Origin of the sequence: Desulfogranum marinum (genome assembly GCF_963675105.2) — a bacterium.
Lineage (GTDB): Bacteria > Desulfobacterota > Desulfobulbia > Desulfobulbales > Desulfobulbaceae > Desulfogranum > Desulfogranum marinum.
This window is the reverse complement of sequence record NZ_CAXXRO010000002.1, coordinates 1,190,423-1,216,562: the sequence shown is the minus strand read 5'-3', so window position 1 is coordinate 1,216,562 and position 26,140 is coordinate 1,190,423. Positions and strand designations below refer to the sequence as shown.

21 protein-coding genes and 1 pseudogene are annotated in these 26,140 nt (G+C 46.2%); 10 read left to right on the top strand and 12 right to left on the bottom strand.

The window, feature by feature from the left end; all coding sequences use genetic code 11:
- Positions 1–59 precede the first annotated feature (59 nt).
- Positions 60–1,446: pseudogene (locus ACHZCY_RS06220) on the bottom strand (IS4 family transposase).
- Positions 1,447–1,763: 317 nt separating this feature from the next.
- On the bottom strand, positions 1,764–2,306 hold the full coding sequence (locus tag ACHZCY_RS06215; RefSeq protein WP_205224903.1) for an ester cyclase: 543 nt from the start codon (positions 2,304–2,306) through the stop codon (positions 1,764–1,766).
- 1,153 nt (positions 2,307–3,459) lie between these two features.
- On the opposite strand from ACHZCY_RS06215, the gene ACHZCY_RS06210 reads away from it, so the two are divergent.
- On the top strand, positions 3,460–5,130 hold the full coding sequence (locus tag ACHZCY_RS06210) for a hypothetical protein (protein WP_205224941.1): 1,671 nt from the start codon (positions 3,460–3,462) through the stop codon (positions 5,128–5,130).
- A gap of 242 nt (positions 5,131–5,372) precedes the next feature.
- On the opposite strand, the gene ACHZCY_RS06205 is transcribed toward ACHZCY_RS06210, so the two are convergent.
- The 6 genes from ACHZCY_RS06205 to ACHZCY_RS06180 form a co-directional block, all read right to left on the bottom strand.
- Positions 5,373–5,969: a DNA-3-methyladenine glycosylase I gene (locus tag ACHZCY_RS06205; protein WP_319548205.1), complete on the bottom strand. Its 597-nt coding sequence runs from the start codon at positions 5,967–5,969 to the stop codon at positions 5,373–5,375.
- Positions 5,970–6,378: 409 nt separating this feature from the next.
- The gene (locus tag ACHZCY_RS06200) at positions 6,379–6,720 is read right to left on the bottom strand and encodes a hypothetical protein (protein WP_319548204.1); all 342 of its coding nucleotides are present in this window, start codon (positions 6,718–6,720) and stop codon (positions 6,379–6,381) included.
- 329 nt (positions 6,721–7,049) lie between these two features.
- Positions 7,050–7,718: a hypothetical protein gene (locus tag ACHZCY_RS06195; RefSeq protein ID WP_205224944.1), complete on the bottom strand. Its 669-nt coding sequence runs from the start codon at positions 7,716–7,718 to the stop codon at positions 7,050–7,052.
- Between the two features lie 382 nt (positions 7,719–8,100).
- Positions 8,101–8,679, bottom strand: a complete 579-nt coding sequence (locus ACHZCY_RS06190; RefSeq protein WP_205224945.1) for a peroxidase-related enzyme — start codon at positions 8,677–8,679, stop codon at positions 8,101–8,103.
- A 210-nt stretch (positions 8,680–8,889) separates the two neighbouring features.
- A complete protein-coding gene (locus ACHZCY_RS06185) occupies positions 8,890–9,765 on the bottom strand; it encodes a radical SAM protein (protein WP_319548203.1) in 876 nt (291 codons plus the stop codon).
- An 18-nt stretch (positions 9,766–9,783) separates the two neighbouring features.
- Entirely contained in the window at positions 9,784–10,593 is an 810-nt protein-coding gene (locus ACHZCY_RS06180) for an SDR family NAD(P)-dependent oxidoreductase (RefSeq protein ID WP_319548202.1), read from the bottom strand.
- A 314-nt stretch (positions 10,594–10,907) separates the two neighbouring features.
- On the opposite strand from ACHZCY_RS06180, the gene ACHZCY_RS06175 reads away from it, so the two are divergent.
- From ACHZCY_RS06175 to ACHZCY_RS06160, 4 genes are all read left to right on the top strand, one after another.
- Positions 10,908–11,819: a LysR family transcriptional regulator gene (locus ACHZCY_RS06175; protein ID WP_394713367.1), complete on the top strand. Its 912-nt coding sequence runs from the start codon at positions 10,908–10,910 to the stop codon at positions 11,817–11,819.
- 206 nt (positions 11,820–12,025) lie between these two features.
- Positions 12,026–12,904: an ATP-grasp domain-containing protein gene (locus tag ACHZCY_RS06170; RefSeq protein WP_319548200.1), complete on the top strand. Its 879-nt coding sequence runs from the start codon at positions 12,026–12,028 to the stop codon at positions 12,902–12,904.
- 10 nt (positions 12,905–12,914) lie between these two features.
- A complete protein-coding gene (locus tag ACHZCY_RS06165; RefSeq protein ID WP_319548199.1) occupies positions 12,915–13,826 on the top strand; it encodes an ABC transporter ATP-binding protein in 912 nt (303 codons plus the stop codon).
- Positions 13,823–14,590, top strand: coding sequence for an ABC transporter permease (locus ACHZCY_RS06160; RefSeq protein WP_205224080.1), 768 nt, complete (start codon positions 13,823–13,825; stop codon positions 14,588–14,590). The genes ACHZCY_RS06165 and ACHZCY_RS06160 overlap by 4 nt, the downstream gene beginning before the upstream one ends.
- Before the next feature lie 168 nt (positions 14,591–14,758).
- On the opposite strand, the gene dbpA is transcribed toward ACHZCY_RS06160, so the two are convergent.
- Entirely contained in the window at positions 14,759–16,135 is a 1,377-nt protein-coding gene (dbpA, locus tag ACHZCY_RS06155) for an ATP-dependent RNA helicase DbpA (RefSeq protein WP_319548198.1), read from the bottom strand.
- 348 nt (positions 16,136–16,483) lie between these two features.
- On the opposite strand from dbpA, the gene ACHZCY_RS06150 reads away from it, so the two are divergent.
- Positions 16,484–16,654: a hypothetical protein gene (locus ACHZCY_RS06150; RefSeq protein ID WP_319548197.1), complete on the top strand. Its 171-nt coding sequence runs from the start codon at positions 16,484–16,486 to the stop codon at positions 16,652–16,654.
- A 364-nt stretch (positions 16,655–17,018) separates the two neighbouring features.
- Here ACHZCY_RS06150 and ACHZCY_RS06145 read toward each other — a convergent pair whose 3' ends face one another.
- Complete coding sequence (locus tag ACHZCY_RS06145; RefSeq protein WP_319548196.1) at positions 17,019–18,125, bottom strand: glycerol dehydrogenase; 1,107 nt, start codon at positions 18,123–18,125, stop codon at positions 17,019–17,021.
- A 390-nt stretch (positions 18,126–18,515) separates the two neighbouring features.
- Positions 18,516–20,795 carry an ATP-dependent helicase gene (locus ACHZCY_RS06140; protein ID WP_319548195.1) on the bottom strand — a complete coding sequence of 760 codons (2,280 nt, stop codon included), beginning with the start codon at positions 20,793–20,795 and terminating at the stop codon, positions 18,516–18,518.
- Positions 20,796–21,308: 513 nt separating this feature from the next.
- Here ACHZCY_RS06140 and ACHZCY_RS06135 point away from each other — a divergent pair.
- The 4 genes from ACHZCY_RS06135 (at position 21,309) to ACHZCY_RS06120 (ending at position 24,541) form a co-directional block, all read left to right on the top strand.
- Entirely contained in the window at positions 21,309–21,578 is a 270-nt protein-coding gene (locus ACHZCY_RS06135) for a hypothetical protein (RefSeq protein ID WP_319548194.1), read from the top strand.
- A gap of 354 nt (positions 21,579–21,932) precedes the next feature.
- Positions 21,933–22,148 carry a 4Fe-4S dicluster domain-containing protein gene (locus tag ACHZCY_RS06130; protein ID WP_205224076.1) on the top strand — a complete coding sequence of 72 codons (216 nt, stop codon included), beginning with the start codon at positions 21,933–21,935 and terminating at the stop codon, positions 22,146–22,148.
- An 80-nt stretch (positions 22,149–22,228) separates the two neighbouring features.
- Entirely contained in the window at positions 22,229–22,786 is a 558-nt protein-coding gene (locus ACHZCY_RS06125) for a ferric reductase-like transmembrane domain-containing protein (RefSeq protein WP_319548325.1), read from the top strand.
- Positions 22,787–24,541: an FAD-binding protein gene (locus tag ACHZCY_RS06120; protein WP_319548193.1), complete on the top strand. Its 1,755-nt coding sequence runs from the start codon at positions 22,787–22,789 to the stop codon at positions 24,539–24,541. It begins immediately after the preceding gene.
- A 57-nt stretch (positions 24,542–24,598) separates the two neighbouring features.
- On the opposite strand, the gene ACHZCY_RS06115 is transcribed toward ACHZCY_RS06120, so the two are convergent.
- The gene (locus tag ACHZCY_RS06115) at positions 24,599–25,579 is read right to left on the bottom strand and encodes a YheT family hydrolase (protein ID WP_319548192.1); all 981 of its coding nucleotides are present in this window, start codon (positions 25,577–25,579) and stop codon (positions 24,599–24,601) included.
- Positions 25,580–26,140: the final 561 nt, after the last annotated feature.

The following is a 26,140-nucleotide window of genomic DNA, read 5'->3' as shown; positions in this document are numbered from 1 at the left end:
GACTATTTTATCAAGTCGTGACAGGTTGTATCTTTATAAACTCAACTTTCGGGGTTGCCTCATTTTGCTGTTTTACCATTTAAAACAGCGGTGCACGCCTGGTGTGAATTCAGGATATCAACAGCCGTCCCCATGATTACATCGATCATTGATGAAATTATTTGCTCCGAGAATTCTCCTGTAGATCGTATTGCATCCATGACCAGGGCCAACAGGCGCTTCATCGATTCCAGCAGGCTGATATCGGCCACCTCATCACAACAGGCATGGAACAGGCTGCCTAGCGTCCGCGGGTCGTCATAATGCCTCTGTTCAAAAGCCAGGAAAATATATCGAGTCATGACAATGGTTGTATGTCCAATGAGGCCATCGTAGTCACGGAGTTGGACCTCACGCTCAAGGTTCAGGTGCTGCTTCGCCATTTTAAAAAACACTTCTATGTCCCAGCGTTTTCCGTATATCCTGACTATTTCCTCATCGGTAAGCTCGAGGTCAGTGCTGAGCAAGGCCAGCCATTTCCTTGTATTGCGATGACGAACAAAAACGACCTTAACCGCTGTTCCCCCTTTCATTTCTACTACAGTGCTGGCAAGGACTTTTGCCAGTCCCGGTTTTTTACGCAAACGCTTGTATAGTTCACTCAGCCGGACATGGACATTTTTGTGACAATAAAGAACGCTTTTGAGATCCTTAGCCATGCAGATTACCGGTATGTCTTTGCTCAGTCTGGCAATCAAGCCGGAAAAGCAGAACCAGCTGTCCAGCAGGAGGTAATCAGCTCGTACTCCTCTAGCCAGAACACGCTTGACCATTTCTTCCAGCAGCGCTGGTGTTTTTGTCGTAGCTTCCTTCCGGCGCTTGGAGCCACAGCATCTTTTGTCTAGCTCTTTGGTGGATTCTTGAAGCCGGTTCTTTTTTGCCACTGAGGAGCGAAGGGCGAAATCCAACGGGACAAAGCTCGCTCCATCCGACCAGCCTAACTGCAAGAGTTTAAACCCATTAAGGTAGCGCCTGCTGTTATGGTCAAAAATTCTTGCCAGGAGTTCCACCTTTTTGGAACGGCCGCGATCGTAGACGCTGTCATCAGCAATCAGAACTTTTACCCGGTCATCATTAGTCAATGCATCGTAATATCGACAAACCAATGCACTTAATTTGAGCATGAAGGCTCGCCAATTGTACTTGGGTGATGCCAACAGCTCATAGGCAGCGTCTTTGCCAAAACCAACATTATCATTGAGCACGATCCCTCGATAAAAGTTTGCTCCTTGGAAAGGAAGCATGAAGATCGCTTGAAAAATTACTAACGGTGTCGTGCCTTTGAGTTTGCGTATTCCGCTGGTATTGAGCAAAGTGCCGATCGTGAAGGTGTCAAAGAACGATGCAATTCGAGATTGCAGCTGTTTTTGCCTCTTGTTGTGCTTCGAAATAACTGGTAGTTTCCATAAAAGCTCTTTCTTCCTGGTATTGTTGGTTTTTTCGCAGATTTCAATATACCAGAAAGCGAAGGGCTTTTCTATTTTTTATCCTATTTTCAGGTGGTTGCTATATATTTTCTGTCATGCGCTTCCAACCCCGAAAGTTGAGTTTATAAAAATTGCTTTGTCGCTGCAATTGTCGAACGGTTTGGATAACCGGCGGCGACGAGACTTTTGCGACCCGCCGAGCTATTCGAAGATTTGCGGAGCTATTTTCCGTCCGCGTAAATTAGTTTGTTAGCGCATTTTTAGAATCCGGAATCGAATTTAAGAATGTCCATCATTCTACCAGCGAGAAGTTTTAAGTTGGAGCTTACCAACTTGCATAAGCATTCCAAGCTCATCACGAGATACCCATTCTTCAGCAATTTTCCCGTTTTCAAGGCGAAAAATTACCATTGCATCCCAATGTATTGTTTTTCCGCGGACATCAAATTTACCAATTCTGCTGCGCAAGAGAGCTTTAACAGAAGAATGAGTCATCTGGTGGCTTAATCTCACAAAAACGCGATCGCCGGATGCAAAAATGTCATGGATTGTTGTCTTGAAGGTATGGGGTGAGAGCGCTGATTGAAACAACGGTTGAATTTTACTAAGATTGGATAGTACGCCTTCAGGTCTGTGCATCATAATATCTGTAGTAAACAATTCGTTCATAATATCAAACTGTTTTCCGTCAAGGACATCCTGAAAATATCGTTGCACAACCGATTTATTGTGCTCTTCAACAGAAGAGGAGTGGCTTTTCTGTTCTGCCTGACACGGACTTCCACTAAACATGAATACACTAAATAGGGTAATAGATATAACCAGTCCTACATTTTTCATAATTGTTTCCTATGATGTTCAGCTATCAAGTTATCCTGTTTCCTGCTCTATATCATGACAACCTTCCTGGATATAAAGTTAACAGGATAATATTCATGTTACAAATCCCTGCACCAATTACCCAGCCTGCTCCAATTTGACATTATCCACTGTACAGCTGCAGCCAAAGATACTTCAAAAAAAATGCTTAACAAAAATTATCTCAATCAAAGTCAATATCTTTCCACTAAATGGCAACTTTCTGATAATCGTACAAGATGTCGGCCACGTTCAGTTTTATGCAGTTGGTTTTGTGTATAAACCAAAAATGTGAAATGTACCACTAGTCACTAAGAAATACAAAGTGATATAAATACAAAAGGTAATTGATATTGTTAAGAATTGTTGTGAGCAAATAGTATTTTGTTAAAGACCTGAGGATTTTTAAGTAACGCGGTGAGATAAACTGAAAGTTGCGAAAGAGAGAAAGGCTTGCGGAAGCCCAAACTCATTTCTTTAATTGGTTTATCGAGAAATTCTTCTATTGCTGAAATGTGCAGAGGTCGTTGGAGGCGAACAGGGGCTGGCTTGGTTCCTGGTGGATATGCACCACCAGTTTTGGTTCATATAGACCAAAAATACATGTTTTTTCTAGAAAGAGTTTTTTGCCTCGGCCGGTGATTCCGCGAACACGTAACATTAAAGGGCTTTACAGCGTTAACGGTATAGCGTTTGCTTGATTTTAGAATAATAGCAACCGTTTGAATGTAATTGTTAGTCATAAATTGAAGAGAAGCAGGCAAATAACAGCCGAAAATGTAAGTATGGCATATGTTGTTTCAAGAAGAGGGGGTACTGAACTCAAGTAACCGTTTAACGGCGCTACATCTGACAAGGTGGATAAGCGATATTCCATCCACTAATACAAGGCATCGTGTTCCGCGTGGACGCGCTGCGCTTATCAACTTTACGTACTGGATGGCTTGCCGAAGGCAATGGTGGGAGCGGTGAATGGCTACGAAATCAAAACGCAAGGTTTTCTTTGTTTTGGTAAAAATGAAGGTTAACGAAAGAACTTACTGACACGTTAACCAAATGTATGCTGAGTGTATTTCTGAGTTTGGTCAGATAAGGAGAAACTGTTTACCAACCTGTTAGACAAGAGGGCGCCATAATGACTAATAACAAAGGTATTTCTTGGCTAAAAACGAGATGGGAGGCACCAAGCACCAGAATTGTACTCACCGTTGTTGTTTTTGTGGCAGTGTTCTGTGGTCTATGGTGGATAGTTGACGCATTCAATTTATGGCCAAAGATCGAGTTACTGCCTCGATTGCTGCCTTTGCTGTTTGGTTCTTTATTCCTCTTCCTGCTTATTTTGATCGTCTGGCAATTCACCAAGCCGCTACCAGGTGTCGAGAAAGGTACCTCTGCTGACAGTAGTATCGCCGATCCTTGGCTGAACCAAGAAAATGTTCGGGCTAGGCGCTACTGGATGACCCTTTCCTACAGCTTCATGATCCTTGCCTTAGCCGCGGCTGTTGTCCCGTTTTCTATCGATCTAAGAAAAGATCCAGGAGACCCCGGCTGGGATAAGCAGCATTATGCGCGGACAGATAGTCCGATCAGTGTTTTCAGGGGTTGCGTTGCAGATAACAATTACCGTGATGCGACTTTGCGTTGTTATGGCGACGAAGACCAAGATTCGAAAACTGCCGCTATTCCACGTTTGAGTTGGATTGTGCAGGTCGGAGGCTATGTCACACCTTTTCCGATCGAGTCGGAATCAATCGAGTTTGTAAATCAATTTGTTCAAAAGAAACAAAAACTAGAGCAGATAGTTATAAACAATGAAAAAGCGCGTCAGCAAGTTTTGGGTGCAATAACCTACAAGCAGCTGCAAGATAGCAAAAAGAAAACACAAGCAGCACTCGCTAAACAGAAAAAGGAGATAGAGCAAACCGAGCAGGAGCTTGCACAGCTGAAGAAAAATACTGCGCCGACTGAGCACAACCAAGCCCCTGCAAGTACCAATGAGATTGCCGCGCTGGAAAAAGAACTCAGCAGTGCACTGGCTACGCTGAAAACGATGCGCGACAAAGAGACCGAAATTGTACAATTGGAGCAGTCCGTAGCTGAAAATACGACCGCGATCGAAGAGGCACAGAGCGAACTGGAATGGCTGCTTTATATTCGAGATCGCCATGCTCGAGGTGACAGCGGATATTTGGTCCAAGGGGGATTGGTGATCCCCTTTTACTTGATCATCTTGTCATTGATCGGCGGTGGCGTGAGTTTGACTCGTCGTATACCTGAGTATCAAAAACAATCTACTCGGGGGTACGTAGGCACACAAAGCGCTCCTCTGCTCACACCAGCACAACTGCGCGAATACCTGGTCTTTCAGATTATCCAGTTCATTTCGGCTCCTTTCATTGCAACGGTTGCCTACTATGTAATTGCCCCCTCTACTACGGCCGCAACCGTGGGGCTGGCCTTTGCCGCTGGCTTCGCCTCCGAAACTGTATTGCTCTGGGTCCGTGCGGTGGTGGTAAAGCTCCGTCCGGAGGGTGCAAAAGACAAACCTACTGGATCTTTAACCGGGGTCATTTCATCTTTGACGGGATCGGTATCAGAGGAGGCGACTAAAAATGGTGCTACGGTCTCTATAATCGGCCATGGTGAGCTGGTACCGATTTACTCATCCCACGGACAGTTCGCGGTCAACGGCATACCGGAAGGCGAATACGCGCTGGAAATCAAGCTGGCAAACAGCCAGACCTGCACGCAACGGGTCCATATACAAGCCGGACAGACAGTACCTGTCTGGGTGGAATGTGCTTAAATGGTGGAAGAAAGTCTTTTCGGAGAAGCAAGGTTCGTGACATTTTGATGTTACATCAGAGCGTGGGGGGGAAGGGGCACTTCTGGATTTTCGAAAATGTCAGGAGGAATCTCATAATGTGACATGGCAGTAACTTCCCCCCACCCAGAGAGTTAACCATGAATATACTCGAGAAAGGTTTTATTTTAGATACAGGCATAGGATATTTTCCAGAGTCCAGAGGTTGCTCACTGCGATTCCGGCTACTGCGTTTCAGATGTATCTGGTTGGGTAAGCTGCATGACTTGTTTATAGCGAAAGCAGTCCGTTGTGTGGTCGTTTACCATGCCGACCGCTTGCATGAATGCATAGCAGATGGTCGAACCGACAAAGTTGAAGCCTCTCTTCTTTAAATCTTTGCTCATCGCATCGGATAGTTTTGTGTTTGCTGGAATATCTGCCATGGATTTCCATGCATTTTGTTTGGGAACCCCATCCACATAGCGCCAGAGGTAAGCATCCAGCGATCCGTACTGTTCCTGGATGTCAAGAACGCCTTGCGCGTTTTTGATGGCTGAGCCGATCTTCAGGCGATTACGGACGATACCGGCATCGGCAAGGAGGCGATTTACATCTTTGTCTGCGTAGTGGGCGATACGATTATAATCAAAGCCGTGAAACGCCTTTCGGTAATTCTCTCTTTTTCTCAGGATTGTCAGCCAGCTAAGTCCGGCTTGCGCTCCTTCTAAAACCAGGAATTCGAACAGAAGTCGGTCATCGTGAACAGGGACGCCCCATTCATTGTCATGGTACGCCATGTATAAAGGATCATTTCCACACCAGGTGCATCTGTTTTTCATATTACGTATATCGTCAAGCGGTTGATAGAGTTATGCAACATTGGTTGCAAGCCGGCAAAGCGAGGTCACATGCAACTGGAAACTGACGCCTGAACAGAGGAAAAATCAGGCGTATTGGTTTAGCGCTCTTTCAAATTGTATCGCTTTAACAGCTCCTGCTTTTCCTCCTCGGAAAGATCTTTGAAATATTTTTTCCACCCAGGACAAAAGCCGATATGCCAGTGCCAAACCCTTCCCAAAAAGGAGTTTGGTTTACGGTCGTATATTGCTCGGAACTTACAGGTTTCACATGAGCTCATCATTGTTCTCCCAGTGTAAATGTTTGGAAGTATTTAGCTTGGTCCGCGCTTGTAAGCAGCGCTTTTACTGCTACCAACGCATTGCAACCCTTTTCGGGTTGTCAATCCTGCTAATTATCGTCTTGCTGTCCCTTGCTCTCACTTTTTAAATCTTCATCAATATAACGCTGGATATATCGTTGGCCGTTGATGGTAGAACTGGCAATCCAAACGGTCATAAAAAGCGCAAGACTTACGGTTACCGGTAAAGCTTTTGGCAGCACTACGGTCACTAAAAGGAGCGCGGCAACTCCAATGCATATGTATTGGAGTGCACGTTTTTTTGACTGCCTGATAACTTCCCAAGCCTCTTTAGGTGTAGTGATGCCACTTTTCTGCATTGCATCGCGCATTGATTCGTAACCAAGCTGATGCCTGCTTTCCATACGACCGAAGGGGTCATTGAGTTTCATAGAAAAATCTCTTTTGAAAAACTTTGATAAAACATTTTGTTATTTGAACATACGGTTATGCATGTTTAGCGAGAAAAAATCTACCGTGATCCGATTAGCTGCCTAGCGATGAGCAAACATGACGATGGTCGACGCTTTTTTATTCGAGTCACCCACAATAATCAAGGGTTGTACAAACAATGCAGAGGTATTGAAAGAGGTATTACCTTGAGTTGTTTTCATTATTTTCAGGAAAAGAAATAGTAGGACACAATTCGGAAAGGAGAAGGCTGGAGGAAACAGGTTATATGGAATGCAAATATTCGGGGTCGGAGGGTACCAATACGCTATCAAAAATATACATCTCTCTTCGCATCGTTTTCCGCCTGCTCTGCCACCTCGATCAAAAAATCGACAACTTTTCGCTTGTCCGTGCCGCTATGAAATAGATCACGGAGTGCATAATATGCATTGAACCCATCAGGTAGTACGGCATCGTAGAAATCCATGGCCAGCTTTGAAAAAGCATCAAGGTCTTCCTGTTGCTCACAGGCGTGGGAATAGTATTTGATGAGTAAGCTTAATTGGTTGTGAAAACCATGAAAAAAGGCCAGGTCGGATAATAGCTCTTCTGAAAGATGGTCACGCTCCAATCCATCTATAATCAGGGAGAGAAGATAAGGATTTGCAGATTTGAAATACTTGCGCAGTAAGGGGAAATTGGCTGTGGCGCTGTTTCGTTCTTCAAGAAAGATGGCAATGGATTTATCAGAGAGAGCTATCTTTCCATCAAAATAACTGACCAGGTATTCTTGGTTTGTATTTTGCGGTGTTGCCAAGGACTCTTCAAGTTCTTCATGGTCTATTTCGTCATCACAATATTCAAAGCCCAGTTTTTCGAGCTCAGAGATATAATCATGAGGGTTTTCCTTGAAGATGCGCGTTACCTCGTCACGAATAATCTCGCATTCGTAGTCGCCCGAGTCGGAATCGTCTATATCGTTGTTATTTTTTTTCATACGTAATTTTATATTGCGAGGCTTGTAAAGGTCAAGGTCAATACAAAAATTATATACAAAGCGGAAAAAGTAAAAAATGTAATTTTAGAAAGCATCTGGTGGCAAATTGAACAGTTATGATGCATTCCTGTAGAGAAATAGGGGCGTTCCCCAAGGGAAGTTGATGGGAAAAAGACCACCTTTGATGTGATCAGGTATCTACTCTATATGGATATACATTTTGGGCTAGAGCAAGAGGGGGCTTTAATAATATCGTGATTATCGATCATTCTATACAATCGTAGCGGTCTCAAAAAAATCATTGTTTTGATGATGAGGCGTAAACAGCCTCATCATCTCGTTTACCGCGATTTGCTTGTCAGGCCGCGCTTTACTTCAAAGATCAGTGACGTCCCAGCATGTAGAATTCGTCATCAGGTCGAATCGCAGCAAAGTTCATCATCCGGTTGGAAAGGTTGAAGAAAGCGGTGATACCCGCAATATCCCAGATATCTTCATCGGATAACCCGTGGGTGCGCAGGGTTGCAAAGTCGCTTTCATTGATAGAACGTGAATCTGTTGTCACCTTCATTGCAAAATCAATCATTGCTTTCTGGCGGGGTGTGATATCCGCTTCATGGTAGTTCACCGCTACTTGGTCGGCAATGGTTGGGTTTTCCGTCGCAAGCCTGAGGGCTGCACCATGGGATTGAACACAGTATGAGCAACCATTGTGGTTGGAGTGCGCTATAATGATCATTTCCTTATCGGCTGGGGTCAATCCGCTTTCTTTATTCATCAGGGCGTTGTTGTAGGCCAGGAAAGCACGGAATTCATCCGGGCGGTGGGCCAGGGCAACTAAAACATTTGGGATAAAACCTAATTTTTCTTTAAACCCAAGGCACGCTTCCTTTATGTCCTCGGGCATATCGTCAATGGTTGGAACAGGGTATCTGCTGATGTTTGTCTTGGTTGCAGTCATGATTAACTCCTATTTTTATTGTTAGATAGGGTTGATGTTGTTTAATTATTTGTAATCGTAAGCATTGTTTTGCAGCTGCTTAGCGGTTCAGCAACCGTCCAGGGTAGATGCGCTACGCTTATCTACCCTGTAGTGGACGAAGGATTGCATATTCCTCACAAGAAATGCACGTGTCGGAATATTTTCTACGTGCTGAGAGATGCATTCTTGTTACCATGCAAATGTTTTGAGCGTTTCCTCCTTGCATACCGGATGGGTAGCAATTGCCTGATTAACTCTGTTTAGAAACACCTCCTGCAACTCCGGTAGTGGCCCTTTCATCGGAACAATATTGTTGCCGTGATCGCCCCAATAAAAGGTAGCAAAGCCTGTCATGTTTTGCAGAAGGTATTGTTCTTCTTCAAGGATTTGCAACGGGGTAGGGAGGACGAATTTTCCGTCTTCAACCTCCTTCTCCAATTCTGTACCAGGCTGGATTGCCAAGGCCATGGGAGCTAGTTCTTCCGGCTGCATAACGTTGAGGAGCCGTGTGGTTGCTTGAATATGTTCTTGCGAACGTTCTTTTCCACCTATTCCGAAAATAATGGAAAGAAGTACCTCGATCCCAGCGGCCTTAGCCTTTGCCATTCCTTGTTCGGCTTGTTGCGGGCTTAACCCTTTTTTGATCCGCTCAAGGGTTACGCCGTCGCCGGACTCTAAACCGGTATAGGCCATGGTTAGACCTGCCTGTTTGAGTTCTCTGAGTTCTTCAACCGATTTACGTCTCAGGTCATTTAACCCGGCATACAGGGAAATTTTTGCGCATTCCGGAAAGGTTGCAGTGATTTTTTCAAGAATCTTTACGAGAAACGGGGTTTTTAAGGCCAGTACGTTTCCATCGATAAGAAAGATTGATTCGACCCGGTGCATCGTGCTCCCGGCTTCATCGATATCCTTGAAAATGTCCTCGATATCTCTGATGCGAAATCTTTTTTCCCTGAACATGTCGCAGAACGTACATTTGTTATGGGTACAGCCCAAGGTCGTCTGAATCAGTAAACTGTTGGCCTCAGGCCATGGACGGTATATTTTTCCTTGGTATTGCATATCTCTGTCCTTTGTGTATTATCGCGCACTTTGCGTTAATATCTCCTCAATAACACCAACAATTTCTTCACATTTTTGAGGATTGAGTGCATCGGGGTGCGGCGAGGCAAATTGTCCAATATCGTTATCAAAATACTGTCCGGAAACACCTTCGAATTCATCGGACAAGGTCGCGCGGGTGAGTATTTCCGCACCAATGCGCAGGTCGCCGCCGGCCACGCCGTAGGCCTGTTTCACCATCTTGGTGCCCAGCATTGATTTGGGATTGACCGCAATAATGGAAGGGCCGGCATTTTTGAGCGAAAGCGCCATATGCCGAGACCACATCGTCAGTGCCAGTTTGCTTTCAGCATAGGCCGCACCGTCGGACAGCTCCGCCTTGCCGGCCAGGGCTGCTGGATCGACCGGGAACTGGGCAGCAGAAGACAGATTGATGACTCGTCCGGATGCATCAAGCAGTGGTAAAAGCTTTTTGGTCAGCAGGTAGGGTGCAATCGTATTCACCACAAAGCGGACGTCAAGCCCGTCCTTGGTTAGCGGGGTGGACGTGCTATAAACACCGGCATTATTGATGAGCACATCAAGTTTTTTGTGCTTTTCTGTCACAGCTTTTGCCATTGTTTCTACGCCTGTCATGTCGGATAAATCAGCTACGTAGCTTTCAACAACTCCACCATCGGGCAGCGTCGAGAGCATAGTTTCTACGTTGGCGAGTTTCTCTGGGTTGCGGCCATGCAATAAGACTGTGTGGCCTAAAGCAACTAACATCCTGGCTGTTTCCAACCCGATTCCGTCGGTGGCCCCTGTAATAAGAATTGTTTTTTTCATACTCTTGTCTCCTGGCTTTGTTGCATGTAGGCATGCATTTGCTTATTTCCATAAAGTATAACAATGCTTTTGTTTGTTGATAATAGAGCCAATAAGCGAATTAGTTTTTAGAATTTGTTGATAATCGAAGCTAATGCTCAGTGTTGATTGCTTGATGTGCGGTAGTCTTGGTATTCCATCTTCCAATCCTTGCTCATTTTTTTGATGAGCAAATGGTTCTTTTTGATTGCATGAAGGGACTATAATTGCCATTTTATAAAATGATAATTAGTTAAATTAGAGAATCAGTTTATAGATTTTGTTGATAATTAATGATGAATATTGAACACCTCAAACTCTTTGTCCGGTTAGCCATAACCAGCAATATCAGCTCCGCCGGGCGCGAGTTAGGGTTGTCGCCAGCAGTAGCAAGTGCGCATATAAGCAAACTGGAAGAAGAGCTTGGTGTACGCCTGCTCCACCGAACCACCAGAAAAGTGTCATTGACCGAAGAGGGGGTGGCCTTTCTCCCGCACGCAGAAGAGGTGCTGGCAAGTATTGAAGCCGCTCGAGCCTCTGTCGGTGCCGGAGACGTTTTGCCAAAAGGAACCTTAAGGGTTACAGCTCCTTCGTCTTTTGGCCGAATGCATCTTATGCCCGCATTAAAGGGTTTTTTAACGCGCTACCCAGACCTCTCTATAGACTTGCGGTTGACAGATACAATAGTTGATTTGGTTGAAGGTGGATTTGATATTGCCATTCGCAATGCCGATTTGAAAAGTTCAACCCTGATTGCCCGCAAACTGGCACCTGACAAGAGGATTATTTGCGCATCCCCGGATTACCTGGCAGAGTTTGGTGAGCCCCTTTCACCGCAAGATTTGCGTAATCATCAATGTATTCATTTAGTGGGCCTTGAAAGCTGGGTATTTGATACCCCGGAGGGCCAGGTGAGTATCAAAACAAAGGGACGCTTTCGCACCGATCATGGAGAAGCAGTCCGGGATGCTTGTGTAGATGGGTTGGGGCTAGCGATGAACGCTACATGGAGCGTCTATCAGCATCTCAAAAGGGGGGATCTGGTGCAGGTTTTGAAAAATTATCCGCTGGTGACCGAGGCCGCCATTTGGGCTGTTTATCCAAGCTCGCGCTTGCTGGCTCCAAAAGTACGAGTTTTTATCGACTATTTTGGCGAATGTTATGGTAACCCGCCATATTGGGATCAGAAATATGAAAGTTTTACCTAATGATAATCGCTTAAAAAATACAGTTTTTTGAAACGGGTAATTTTATGATTTTCGCTGAACAGTAACGTCTGGTGAACAATGCTCCTCCGTGAAAAGGGCGATAGATATCGTTGTAATTTTTTGACAAAGAGATCACCCGTTCTTACCACTGTTGTTTTCCTGTGCAGACAACGATCATTCAAATGCAGCATAAAAGGATATACACTATGCAATGGCTCGTCATACTCGATCCGATAGAGGGACTTTTCGAAGCAACAGATACCTCGCTTGCCCTTATCAGGCAGGCACGGCTCCAGGGAATTGAGGTCGAAACAGCCACCATGGACTTGCTTCACTTTTCCGGTCAACCATTGGTGATTGGGACGGCCGAAGACGGGACCGAGCACTGCAGGGGGTTGGACGAATATGACCTTATTTTTATGAGAAAGGAGCCGCCCTATGATCTTGCCTTTCATTATGCCACCCAGCTGCTCTCCCTCTCCGATACTCCGGTGATAAACAGTCCGGAAGCCCTGCGTAATTTTAATGAGAAGCTGATTGCTCTGCCGTTTTCCTCCCATATGCCTCCTACCTTGGTCAGTGCAAGCCCGAAATTGATAAAGAAATTTATCGATCAACACGGAAGCTGTGTGATCAAGTCCCTGGATAGCTTCCAGGGGAAGTCGGTTCGCCGGATAGAGCCGGGGGAGGATGAACCAATCGAGGATTTCACCGATGGTGGGCGCTCTCCAATTATGGTGCAGCAATTTCTCGAGCGGGTGTATGAGGGAGACAAACGTGTGATCATGCTCGGCGATCGAGTGTTGGGGGCGGCAATGAGAAAGCCAAGGAGCGGCTATCATGCTAATTTTGCCAGTAGCGATGCCCTGAAAACACGGCTCACGCCCCGCGAGCAAAAAATTGTTGACGACGTTGGGCCATGGATGGTCGAACAGGGCATCCATTTTTCCGGCCTCGACTTTATAGGAGAATACTTGACCGAGATTAATATTACCTGTCCCACTGGAATCATGCAGATATCCAAACTGGACGAAACAGATCTGCCCCGGCAAATTGTTGATTATTTTATTGAAATGACGAGGTAATACACTCCTGATGAATGCCCTTTCTATCACGAATCTCCAAAAGACCTATGCAAGTGGATTTCAAGCGCTAAAAGGGGTTGACCTGGAGGTTCCCAAAGGCGATTTTTTCGGTCTGCTTGGTCCAAATGGAGCAGGGAAGACCACCACCATCGGCATCATAACGTCCCTTGTTACAAAGAGTGACGGCAAGGTGGAGATTTTCGGGGTCGACATAGACCAGGATTTCCCCCGGGCCAAGAAACTTATCGGTGTTGTTCCACAGGAATACAATTTTTCCATTTTTGAAAAAGTACAGGATATCGTCACCCAGCAGGCAGGCTATTACGGTATCCCACGGGATGCAGCTCTAGCCAATTCAGAGCGCTATCTCAGGCAACTGGGGCTTTGGCAGAAACGTGACAGCCCTGCCAGGGAACTTTCCGGAGGCATGAAACGAAGGCTCATGATTGCAAGGGGACTTATCCATGAACCGGAACTGTTGATCCTTGATGAGCCAACGGCCGGGGTGGATGTCGAGCTGCGGCGCGGCATGTGGGACTTCCTGCTGGATCTCAACAGCAAGGGCAAAACCATCATCCTCACCACCCATTACCTGGAAGAGGCGGAACAACTTTGTAATACTATTGCCATCATCAGCGAAGGCTGGATAATCGAAAATACAGACAAGAAAACGCTGCTCAGGAAATTGGACCATGAGACGTTTGTGTTTGAAGTCAGCCCATTGGCTGGTAGGGAGATTCCTCTGCTTGCGGGGACAAACTTTACCCCGGTTGACGAGACAACCCTGGAAGTAACCAAGACAAAAGAGCAGTCTATGAATGCAATTTTCGATCATCTCTCCTCATGCAGCATCGTGGTCGAATCCATGCGCAATAAGTCCAACAGGCTGGAAGAGCTGTTTATGGAGCTGGTAAACAAATGAAGGAAAATTTGATATCATTAGGCGCAATCGCCAGAAAAGAAATCATCCGGATTTTTCGTATCTGGATACAGACACTGGTACCTCCGGTTATCACATTAAGCCTTTATTTTATTATTTTCGGTAGTTTCATCGGTTCCCAGTTGCGAGAGATTGAAGGGTACAGCTACATGGCATTTATCGCTCCGGGGCTGATTATGATGTCGATTATCACCAACTCCTACACCAACACTGTTTCCTCGTTTTTCAGTGCCAAATTTCAACGCAACATCGAGGAACTCCTGGTAAGCCCAACCCCCAACTGGGTGATCATACTCGGCTACGCATCCGGCGGAATGGTGCGGGGACTAAGTGTAGGTTTTCTGGTTTCCTTAGTCAGTCTTCTTTTTGTCAGGCTGCCCATTCACAGCCTTTTCTACACTGTGCTTTTCGCTTTGTTGACCAGCTTCGTGTTTTCGCTGGCAGGAATTATCAACGGCGTATTTGCCAGGAAATTCGACGATGTCTCCATCATCCCCACCTTTGTTATCACTCCACTTACGTACCTGGGCGGTGTCTTCTACTCGTTGAGCCTGCTTCCCGGTTTCTGGCAAGGGGTATCCAAAGCCAACCCCATAGTCTACATGATCAACGGGTTTCGCTACGGCTTTTTGGGCATCTCCGATATCAGCATTTTCATAGGCTTGTCCATGCTGGTTTTTTTTTCGGTGGCACTTTTTTCAGCCAATATCTATTTTTTGAAAAAAGGAGTGGGGATAAGAACCTGAAAAATTACAATACATATTTAGCTCCGATTTCCCATCAGTTCAGGCTGTGCCGGATTCAAAGTATGTAGGGTGGACCGATCGTGTACAAAAATGAGGTGCGGTGAACGATTACCATTTTTTGAAATGGACGATTGACCACCTTCCTTTTTTAGGGAGGATTAATCTCCGTTAATCATGTCTGCGGACAATAAAATGCCGCCCTTTGATCTTGTTTTTGGAGAGCGCTTTCTCGGCTTTATCGGCCATGGTGCGCTCGATGGCAACGTAGGAATAAAGCGCAAAGCAATTAATCTTGCCCACGCAACTTCCAGGGATTCCCGCATCCTTGGTCAGGGCACCGAGGATATCTCCCGGCCGAAGCTTGGTCTTACGTCCACCATTTATGGAGAAGGTTACCATGGGAGGGGTAGCGCTCTCTTCGGTTGATGGTTCAAGCGTTTCGATATCAGTCACCTCAAAAGCAGTGCCCATCAGGGTGTTTATCTCTTCCAGCCTGAAGCGCTCCGTGGGCTCCATAAGGGAAAAAGCCATTCCCTCTTTCCCGGCCCTGCCTGTCCGGCCAATGCGGTGGATATATACCTCCGGCTCAAAGGGGAGGTCAAAGTTGATTACCGCACTGAGCCCTGAGATATCAAGGCCCCTGGCTGCCACGTCCGTGGCAACCAGAATGGGAGTGCTGCCGTTGGAAAAGCGCACCAATGTTTGGGTTCTGTCCTTCTGCTCAAGGTCACCGTGAATGGCTAGAGATGAAAAACCTTTTTCATTAAGGAATGTAGAAAGAGACTTGCACTGCAGTTTGGTGTTGCAGAAAATCAGTGCTGATGCCGGCTTATACGCCTCTAAAACCTGAGCTGCGACAGCGGGCTTACTGTCCAACTCGGCTTCGTAGAAATATTGCCGGATAACGTTTTCTTCGTGCTCGGCATCCACCACCACCCGGTGCGCGTTTTTCTGAAAACGCGTGCTCAGTTCAAGGATCGGCTTTGGAAATGTAGCGGAAAAAAGAAGGGTCTGGCGATGCTTTGGAACATACCCCATGATGACTTCAATACTGTCGGCAAAGCCGATATCCAGCATTCGGTCGGCCTCATCCAGGACAAGGGTGGTGACATTATCAAGGTTCATTGTTCCGCGTTTTAAATGCTGTTCAATGCGTCCGGGAGTCCCCACTACAATATGTGCCTGATGCTCCAGGGAAATTTGCTGGGGCAGGAAAGGAACTCCACCGCAGATAGTTACAATCTTGATATTGTGTTTAAACCGGGCTATGCGCCTCAGCTCAACGGCCACCTGCTCTGCCAGTTCGCGGGTGGGACACATAACCAGGGCCTGCACCCTGAAGCGCTTCACATTCAAATTATGCAGCAAGCCGATGCCAAAAGCTGCGGTCTTCCCGCTTCCTGTTTTGGCCTGTGCCAGCAGGTCCTCACCTTTCAGCACATGGGGCAAACTCTCTGCCTGGACCGGAGTCATCTGTTGGTATCCCATGGTCTCCAGGTTTTCGATCATTGGCTTGGTTAATGGTAAAGCGGTAAAAGCACTCATGAAACCCTTTTTTATTGAATTCAGGCCTGCAAGGCCGTTTATATTTTTTTCACACTCAGCAGTGTCTGACTTACACATGAGTCTGTTGATTTACTAGGGCTTTCGTTCAAGGTCAGGTAAGCAAAGACTCCGAGGCATGCTTAAAAGATAACCACAGGCATATAGTTGATATCGGAGTCTTCGCTTACCTCCGAGGATTGTTTTTTTAGCATAACCAAGAGATTGGGCGAAAAGACAGTAAATCAACTGGCTCATACATATAGCAAGCGAATTATTGATATACAATACAAGTCATTATTGGTCGATCCAACCTTCCGGTTTCAAAACAGCCTTCCAAAAGGCAGGCATATGACCGTTCAAAGTGATTCGCCTACCGCTTCTGCGGCTTATTCCAGGTTATCCGGCGACCTGTTTCATGCGTTTAGACGGCGACTCAAGATTACCTGTAAGGTAAATAACAAGGTGCAGATGATTGGTCATCAGGAAATAAGCGTAAATCCTGCACCAATTTTTTTGTGAAATGGATGAGATGGTCCCGACAAGAGTTGCAGTTTTTGCTCCCAACAAAAACGGTCTGTCGATTGTGACCGCGTTGGGCAATATGATGAGGTGTGTTTCAAAGAAGAATTCGTAATGGTCGAGGCAGGTTAAATATCCTATTAAACCGCCAACGGTATGAACGTAATAATGTAGTGATGCCACAGCAGTGAAAGGGTGGATAAGTGCAGCGCTTATCCACCTGCTTGCTGGACCAGTTGCCGGCGAAAATGGGGTGATAGTTGCCTTTTCGCTCAACCTTGAACAATAAATCTAATTATTCAAGAGACGCTCTTGTTTAACGATTGCCCTTTTAGGTAGTTTTCCATCCGCCTGTCGAGAGAAATTACGACTTATTTAGGAAGTCTTCCCCTAAGGCATCCGCTGTCCATATGGCTGCCTCAACAGCGGCCGCTGTTACAGGGAACCATGTTGAATGTATCGTTTCCCCTTCAGCTGTTGTGGCTTCAGCAACCGCTTTAATGTCAGCCTTGCTCGGATTGCTTAACCCTAACTCTTTAAGAGATACAGGCAGTCCAATACTGACACAAAATGACATCACTTCATTGATCTGTTCTTGCGGTCTCCCTTCAAGTACCAACTGGGTTAAGGTACCAAAAGCAACTTTTTCGCCGTGAAGTTTCCCATGGGATGCTTCCAGTACAGTAAAACCATTATGGATTGAATGGGCTCCAGCTAACCCACCACTCTCAAAGCCAATTCCGGAAAGAAGCGTATTTGCTTCTACTACTGCTTCAACACTCGACGTAACAACATTTCGCTTAACTGCAAGTTTGGCTGCATGTCCGTGTTCAAGTAAAGTATCATAACAAAGCCTTGCCAGCGCCTGTGCAGATAAAGTAGGCGGCGTTGCCCCTGTCAAAGCATTTGGCGCACAACTTTTAGCACAGGTGTCTGCTTCCCAATAAGTGGCTAAAGCGTCACCCATTCCGGAAACCAAGAATGATTCAGGTGCTTGTGCCACTATCAATGTGTCGACAAGTACACAATCAGGGTTCTTGGGCAAGACAAGATACCGTTCGAATACCCCATCATCAGTGTAAATAACTGAAAGAGCAGAGCAAGGTGCATCTGTTGCCGCAATTGTTGGAACAACGACAACGGGAACACTCATCTCATGGGCAACAGCCTTGCCTGTATCAATTACCTTGCCTCCACCAACAGCAATCACCACTTTACATTCGTTTGTTGTGGCTATGGAAACAAGTCGTTGTATTTCCTTATTCGAGCATTCTCCCGCAAATGTTTCTTGATAAAAGGCAAGTCCTTTTTCAGTCAAACTCTCTTTAAGTTGTTCTCCACATGTTTCTAAAGCAGTTTTCCCACCGGTAATCAGTGCTTTGGAACCCATGCTTATTACATGCTCGCCGATCTCACTTATCGCTCCTGCTCCTTGAACATAACGGTTAGGCGCCAGTAACATTCTACTCATAGCCGGTATTCCTCCATGTGATTGATTAATGGTTGGGAATTGCACAATGTTTATTTCTAAACTGAAACAAGAGCTAGAGCTATCCCGCAAAAGTGGGGATTATTCCCCCTCAAAAGGGTGAGGGAGAGTGAGGTGGGTTGAGTGGGAATGAAAAGGGGGCGCGTCTTTGCTTGACTCACTTAAAAAAGGGGCAAGTGGTTTTTGACTTTTGTGGCACGTAACGGTCTTGACATAAGTCATGTTTAGGCCGTTACGGATAGGAGGCCCCTGTATCCTCCCTTCTGCAAGCTTTTTTCTCCGTACCCTAGGGGCTCCTTTTCCGGGGTGTAGCAATTGAAATAGCCATGAAGAATTTCTAAATCGCCACGATGACAATGTGGGCACAGGAGGTTAGACCGCTAAAGCTTCTAGCTTCGCGTAAGCCGCAAGTAACACCTTTTCCCCATGGTCGTCAAAGAGCACGGTGAGACGACCCTGCTTCTTGTCCGTAATCGCAGTGACAGTCCCTGCACCAAAGGTGGGATGGAAGACCATCAGACCTTCACAGACGTCTGTTATCGTGAGAAATGTGGACTGTTTTGTGGTGGAACTGGTTGTTGCCTTCTTCTGAATTAGCTTCCTTTTCACTCCAAGAGCCTGAAGGTAACGCTCAGCTATAAGCACTTCATCAGCTGCAAGGTCCTTATCGCTAGACTTTTCAGACAATGACCTGCCAAGGGCGCTTGAAAGACCTATATTTGCCTCATACAAGAACCTGCTGGCCCGAAGACTTCCTGTAGGTAGCTTACTATGATACTGAGCGATGTTTCGTTTCAGTTTCGCGTCAGGTGGATGAATACATGCGACCTTTTCAATTCCCCGGGTTAGAGCCACATAAAACAGCCGCCGCTCGTCCTCAAGGTCCCCCTCCTGTTCCAGCTCCCTGTACAATGGAAAACTCCCATTTTCAAGCCCTGGCAGAATAACGAGAGGCCACTCCAGCCCTTTTGCTCTGTGGATGGAAGTAAGCAACAGGCTCTCTTCATGTTGACCATTTGTTTCTTGCTGCAACGCATTTATCTTCTCAATCAAACCCACCATTGTCAGATTATGAATGGTGGCAAAGTTGATAAAGGCTTTGCAGGTTTTGACTCTGTTTTCGGCAGTTGCAGCGCGGGCGGAAAAAGAATGATAAAACTCATACAGTTTGAGTTTTTGCACAAGCTTTTTAAGAAAAGGTCCTGCCGGCCCTGAGTGACTGCGGAGCTGGAGCCATTTCCAGGTTTCAGCAGCCTCAGTAAAACGCTTTTTTATAAATGGTGGAACCTCGCCGTCACACCATTGTTTGAGTATTCCTTCACCCTTGCCAAGATCCAGGCTAATGGTAGTCGCAAGCGTCGTAATTTCTTCTCTGCGGACCCCAAGATGGGGCTGGGAAAACATCGCTTCCAATTGCTTGTGGCGATCTTCAGAAGAATCGTCAGCAAGGGATCCACACCCGAGTTTGAGGTACCCCATTAAGGCAGTAATTTCCTTACAGGCAAATACATCAGCACCGCCCTCAAGGCGATAGGCAATACCTGCCTCCAGCAGAGCAAGCTCCACCGGAACCGTCTGTGCAAACAGGCGAACCAGAACCGTTGCTTCGGCGAGGGATCTACCATTCTCCTTCCAGGCAACAATCTCCTGCAACACTCCTTTTCCACTTTCTTCTTCAATGCAGGAAAGTTCGGTATGGCTGGTTGATTGGTGGGAAACGCATATTTTTTTATCCCGCTTCCTATTGTGTACGATCAAGTGATTTGCAGCAAGCGAGACCTGGTGACCATAGCGAAAGGTATAAGAGAGCTGGTAATTCGTAGGATTTTTAAAGTCGATTGCAAACCGTTTGGTTATATATTCCGGCTGGGCCCCTCTCCACTCATAAATACACTGATCGACATCACCTACGACCATAACTTTGGCACGCGTGCCTGCTACGGTCTTAATGAGTTGCTGCTGACATTCATTTATATCCTGGTACTCATCAATAATAATGTGCTCGACCCTGTTGGCCACCCACCTCGCGAGGTCATCGCTATCAAGCATTGCCAGCAACGGTTCATATATTAGATCGGAGAAGAAGCGGATTTGCTCTTTTTTTCTGGCTTCCTCAAATCGTCTAAATGCTTCAGGGAAAAAATGAAGCCGGGAAGGAAAATCCAGCTCGCGAAAGATCTTTTCAGGTCCTCGAACTGTAGATTTTACCTGGTCAATGAAATTGAGAAACTCTTCAATGTCTTCTCCCATGAGAAAACCGTCTTCTTCTCCTGCATCACGGTAGGCTTCATTTGCTACTTTTTTGGCAATTCGTTCCTGGATGTACTCTTCGGTTACAAGTCGGTATTGGGGCAAGGCGCCCCTTTTGCAGAAACTGTTTACCAATCGTAGGCCAAAGGAATGGAAGGTGCGAACTTCAGGGAGAGGTTTATTCAGATGAGCAAGGTGTTTTTCCATTGCCTCTTGAAAGGCATCACGCGCAGAACGGTTAAACATAAGGATCAGGATGTTTTCGGCCACAGCGCCAGACTCCAGTAGATGACCAATCCTTGCTACCATTGTCGTGGTTTTACCTGAACCTGCTACAGCACTAACACGGGCATGCCCGCCGCTATGTTCTACTATACGTAATTGCTCGCGGGTCAGGTTCATCAGGGTCTAGACATAATGTTTGTGAGTTGGATGGAGTGAAGAAGAGACCCTTAACCCTTGTCAACGTGGGTTGAAATGAACGTATATACAGTCACCCCTGAGCCATAACCAAGGAGGCAGGTCATGAAAGAGAATAACATAAAGCATACAGGATTGGATACCCATAAAACAGTATCGTAATAGCTGTTAGAGATGAACATCGTGCGTGAAATACGCATTTATGGACCCAGCCCCAATACACTTGAGACGGTAGATAAATTCCTTTGTAAACAGGTATCTCGACAAAACGAAGGTGGTTGCGTTTACCAAGCCTAACCCACAGGATTTGGTCGCTGCCGCTATTAGCCCGAATTCTGATGAGAAAAACGGGCTGGATTATAATAAATCCAACTCTCCCCCCATTTTTATTCAATTTCCTTATTTCCTACAAATTTCTTGCATAATGCAGCTGTATCTTCTCAAGCAACAAAATAACAAAAACATTCGGTTGGTTAACCGGAAAGGAGACAAAAAATGATGACACAAAAAGTAAAAAGTCTGGTGATACTGTTCATGTTCCTTGCTGTTATTCCTGCAACAGGGTGCACAGCAGGTAATGATAATAGGCGGCAACAGGGTCCCCCGCCTGAAGCTATCGCAGCATGTAAAGATAAAGCTGTTGGCGATACGGTTCAATTTTCAGGACGACGGGGAGAAACAATAGAGGCCACCTGTCAGGAGATAGAAGGTCAGATAGTGGCTGTTCCTGAAGGTATGGAAGGCGGAAGGCCTCCGCGAGATTAAAGGCCACTTTGAAAAATAGCTATTACGTTCAGTCTTCCTGAGTCTTGGCAATACCTTGTTATGCTTAAAAAAATTATCCTCGGAATATCAGTTATATGCCTGTGGTAATTGGTTCGCATGCCTCGGTGGTCATGGCTTGCCTGACCTTGAACGTAATAGCTGATTTTTCCAAGACATCCCAAAAAAGATTGATGCCGGCTTCCATTAAAATTCCTCTTGAGCATTTTGTATCTCGTTGATTCTGATTGTATGTATTTGAAATTGCATGTTTTAGAAAATGAGCAAGATGCTCAAGAGAAATTTGGGCCAATTGGTTTGGTGACAGTATCATCGAAAAATACATGAGACCTGTAAATGAGTATTGAACATATAAAAGGGTGTATTGGCTGTGGCATTTGCGTCCAAACCTGTCCGACTGATGTTCTCCGTCAGGACGTGAAAACAAAGAAGGCTTTCATTAAATATCCGGCTGACTGCCAGATATGCCATCTTTGCAGGATGTATTGCCCGGTTGATGCCATAACTATTTCTCCGGAAAAATCCATTCCGGTTGTTGTTTCCTGGGGGTAAAGTTGATAGCAAATACAGAGAAAAAGAACGTATGGCAATCAGTTATCATTTTTACAGGACTACCTTTGTTTATTTGGGCAATGAGTACTTTTCCTGAGCGTTCGCTATTGAAAGAATCGCTGTCCGTCGTCACTATTCTGGCTTTTTTTCAGATGGTGGGACAGTTTTTTTGGACACGAGCCAATAAATCTGCGGTTGCACAGCTTACGATGAGCAAAATAATAAAATATCATAAAATCATCGGCTATATAGTGGTCATGATTTTATTGATCCATCCGTTTTTACTGGTACTACCAAGACTTTTTGAGTCAGGCGTTGCCCCTGTCGATGCTTTTGTCACCATCATCACTACCCTGCACCGGGGAGTGGTACTTGGACTCATCGCGTGGTCGTTAATGCTTGCATTGGCAGTGATGTCTCTTGTCCGTAAAAGACTGCCCATGCAATACAAGACCTGGCGGGTTGTTCACGGCATGCTTGCAATGGTGTTTGCCATAATTGCTGCGTGGCATGTTATTAACCTTGGTCGTCATTCTACCCTTGTCATGTCTCTGTTTATCAGCATGCTGACAGGTGGCGGGGTTTTGTTCCTTTTGAAAACGTACATGTTGAAAAAAAAGAAAACCAGCGAGGCATAAATGAAAAGTTCTCAGCCTAAACCGGACATGTCCCGTCGAAAATTTATGGCACTTGCGGGTGGGACCGCAGGGCTTGCCGCAATGGCAGCTATGGGCTTGTCTCCGGAGCAAGGGGAGTGCAGCCCCAATATTCCTGCAATTGATGTTGATAAAATGACATATGCGGAAAATGAGGCGGATGTGCTGGTTATCGGTGGCGGAATGGCCGGGTTATTTGCAGCTGTCAAGGCGCATGATGCAGGATCTAAGGTTATGCTTGTTTCCAAGGGACGTTTGGGGGCATCGGGGCAAACTCCTTTTGCAAAGGGAATATTTGCATTTGATTCCAGTTCTGAAAAAATGACGCTGGATGAATTTGTAGCTACGGTCACGCGCTCAGCACTGGGCACCAATAATCAGGTATATACCCGGCAAATGGCAGAGCATTCGCTTGCCCGTATCAACGAGCTGCGGGAATGGGGATTTTTTGAATCACCTCTGTACAACAAGAGTTTTACCAAACCGATTAAAGAGAGAAACATTGCTCTCAAAGAGAGAATTGTCATAACTCATCTCATCAAAGAAAATGGCAGCGTTGCAGGTGCGGCCGGGTTCAGTCAGGATGAAGAAAAAATATTAATTTTTAAAGCCAAAAGCGTAATTTTGTGCACCGGGGCCGGTGGTTTCAAGCCAAATGGCTTTCCCATTTGCGACCTCACCCACGATGGTACGGTTATGGCCTATAATATTGGCGCGAAAGTGACCGGCAAGGAGTGGAACGACGGGCATCCAGGGCGAGCGAAAAATGCGGCAGCCTGCTTTGACGGGTGGCATGGCATGTTTGAGCGAAAACCAGGTATAACAGGGGTTGAAGTGCACCATGATCTAGGGGTGGATTTAAACTACAAAGTCTATGCAACAGGAAATGCAGTAAAAATGGGTCCTCCGGGGGCGGGAGGGCGCGAAGTGGTAGCGGGCGGACCGTATGTTCCTGAAGAATTTAAACGACGAAATGGACCTCCCCAGGGTGAAAAGGGGCCCCGAGGTGGTAGACCGCCCGAAAGGGAAGGAGGAGCACCCCCTCCAGGTATGGGAGAGGAACCTGTGGGAGGTTCGTCGGCAGGTATGGCCATTCATAAGTCGGAGGGTCTGGTACCCATTAATGATAAGTGTGAATCAAACATTCCAGGGTTATATGCTGCCGGTGATGCATTAGGCTCTTACATGGCTGGGGCGATCTATACCCAGATTGGCTCTTCGTTGGCCGGTTCTGCTGTACAGGGCGCTGTTGCCGGGCAGGCCGCTTCCGAGTATTGCCGGGGCGTAGAAATGCCTGCAATTTCAAAAGCAAAAATGGATGAAGTCCGTGAAGAAATCCTTGCCCCTTTAAAAAGAGAGTCTGGGTATAGCCCTGCCTGGGTAACGCAGACCCTGCAAGGTATTATGATTCCCAATTTCATCATATACATCAAAAAAGAAAGGCTTCTTAAGGCTGCACTGGCATATGTTGAAGAGTTGAGAGAACATCACCTGCCAATGCTGCGCGCTGCGGATTTGCATGAATTACGGCTGGCTTTTGAAACTGCCAACATGATTATAAGTGCAGAAATGAAGCTCAAAGCATCATTGATGCGCACAGAGAGTCGCTGCAGCCACTTTCGGCTTGATTATCCTGAAATGGATACTGAAAATTGGAATGCCTGGATCAATATCTATAAAGGCAGTGACGGCTCTATGCAATTTGAAAAGCAGCCTTTTGATAGTTGGCCGACATGAGTTGGCAATGCTGGGCTCCGATTGTTCCTCATTTGAAAGTGAAAATGATCGTAACCGTTATATAGTTGCTGCCTGGAAAATCTCTACCAGGCGCTGATCAGCCCAGCTGGTAAGGCGGAAGTCCTGAAGAAAGCCGCAATGCCCGCCAAAATTTACCTGCTCAATGTCCACGATTGGTGAAAGGGTAGAGAGATCGCCGCCAGGCATTGCCGTTATTGGGTCATCAGTGGAACAGATAATGTGGGTTGGTATCTCAAGTGATGCCAACTGCTGCCTACTGAGTTTGTAGGCCGAAAGATAGGCATGGGTTGTCGGGTGGTCTGTGTGTCTGGGAACAAAGTAATCGTGCATCTGGGTAAGGGAGTGCAAGCGGAGCAGGGTTTGCTGGTCGTCGATATCCGGGTAAAGTTGTATTTTTATACGGAGAGATTGCTTCCATTTGCGCACAAAGTATCGGTGGTATACAGGATGTTTTTCTTCCAGGTTGATGGTCGCTGCAACGGGGTCGATCAGGGGACTGACTGTGGCTATTTTTGTCAGGTGCAGTGCTGCCGATGCTGCGCGGAGACCGACGCGCAATGCAAAGTTGCCGCCCAGTGAAAAACCGGTCAGGAAGTGGTGGTCATGAGGGAATAAGCGCTGAATTTCAGCCACTGCCTGAACAACTTCATCCAGTCTGGTGGAGTTGAACAGTGCCTTGTTGAGATGATGACTTTTACCGTGATCCCTGAGGTTGAGCCGGAAAACATTAAAACCCTGCTCATAGAGGACACCGGCTGCTGAAAGGAGATAAGCGGAATCTATGCTGCCCTCCCATCCATGGATGAGGGTAACCAGCCCTTTGCTGTTTTTTTTGTTCCGGCTGATTGCTCCAAGGAGCCGAATCCCGTTGCCGCAGTTGAGGATATATTCTTTACTGTCCTTGCGCAGTTTGGAGGCGCGGATGGTGGCTGCAACTTTTCTTGGGGCAAGGCTAGCCAGTATGGTTTGTACGTGCGGGTTTTGCAGAGGGCGTGGTGGAGTAAATGTTGCGACCATGGTTGCTGTTGCCTCTGTTATTTTGATTGAACAATCAGGGGGCTATACCGAGAAGAACCGATTAGCCTGATCCTCCAAAATAAGACAAATAGAAAGAAAAAGAAAGACTGTAAAACGGCCGAACCTTAGCCCATGAATGTGCCTCCAGGAAAGGCAGCGGGATAGGTACTGTCCTTTTATCTTTTAGGAGGATATGGTCAGGCCGGTACACCACCTTCAATCACTTTGACATTGCTAGGCCGTGCGGTAGGTTCCCGCCACGGTGATGCCGTTGCCCTGTATGACATTTTTACCTGTTTTCTGCCTGCCGGGTTTGCCTGGTTGTCCATTGGGGAAAAGCATTTTCCCAGGTCATTTAAATTATTGATTTCGACACAATCGCCGTTAGCATATAGTAAATAAGCGCTGCTCACACACAAAATGCACAGGCTGGACCACTCTTTTTCCCAGGTAAGGAGCGTTTGTTTGTAAAAATTTATTTCGTGTTTAAATTATCCTTTTTGGTTTTCGTTAGTTACTGATAAATAATTCCTGAAGGAAAAAAGAAGCCTTGGATTGTTC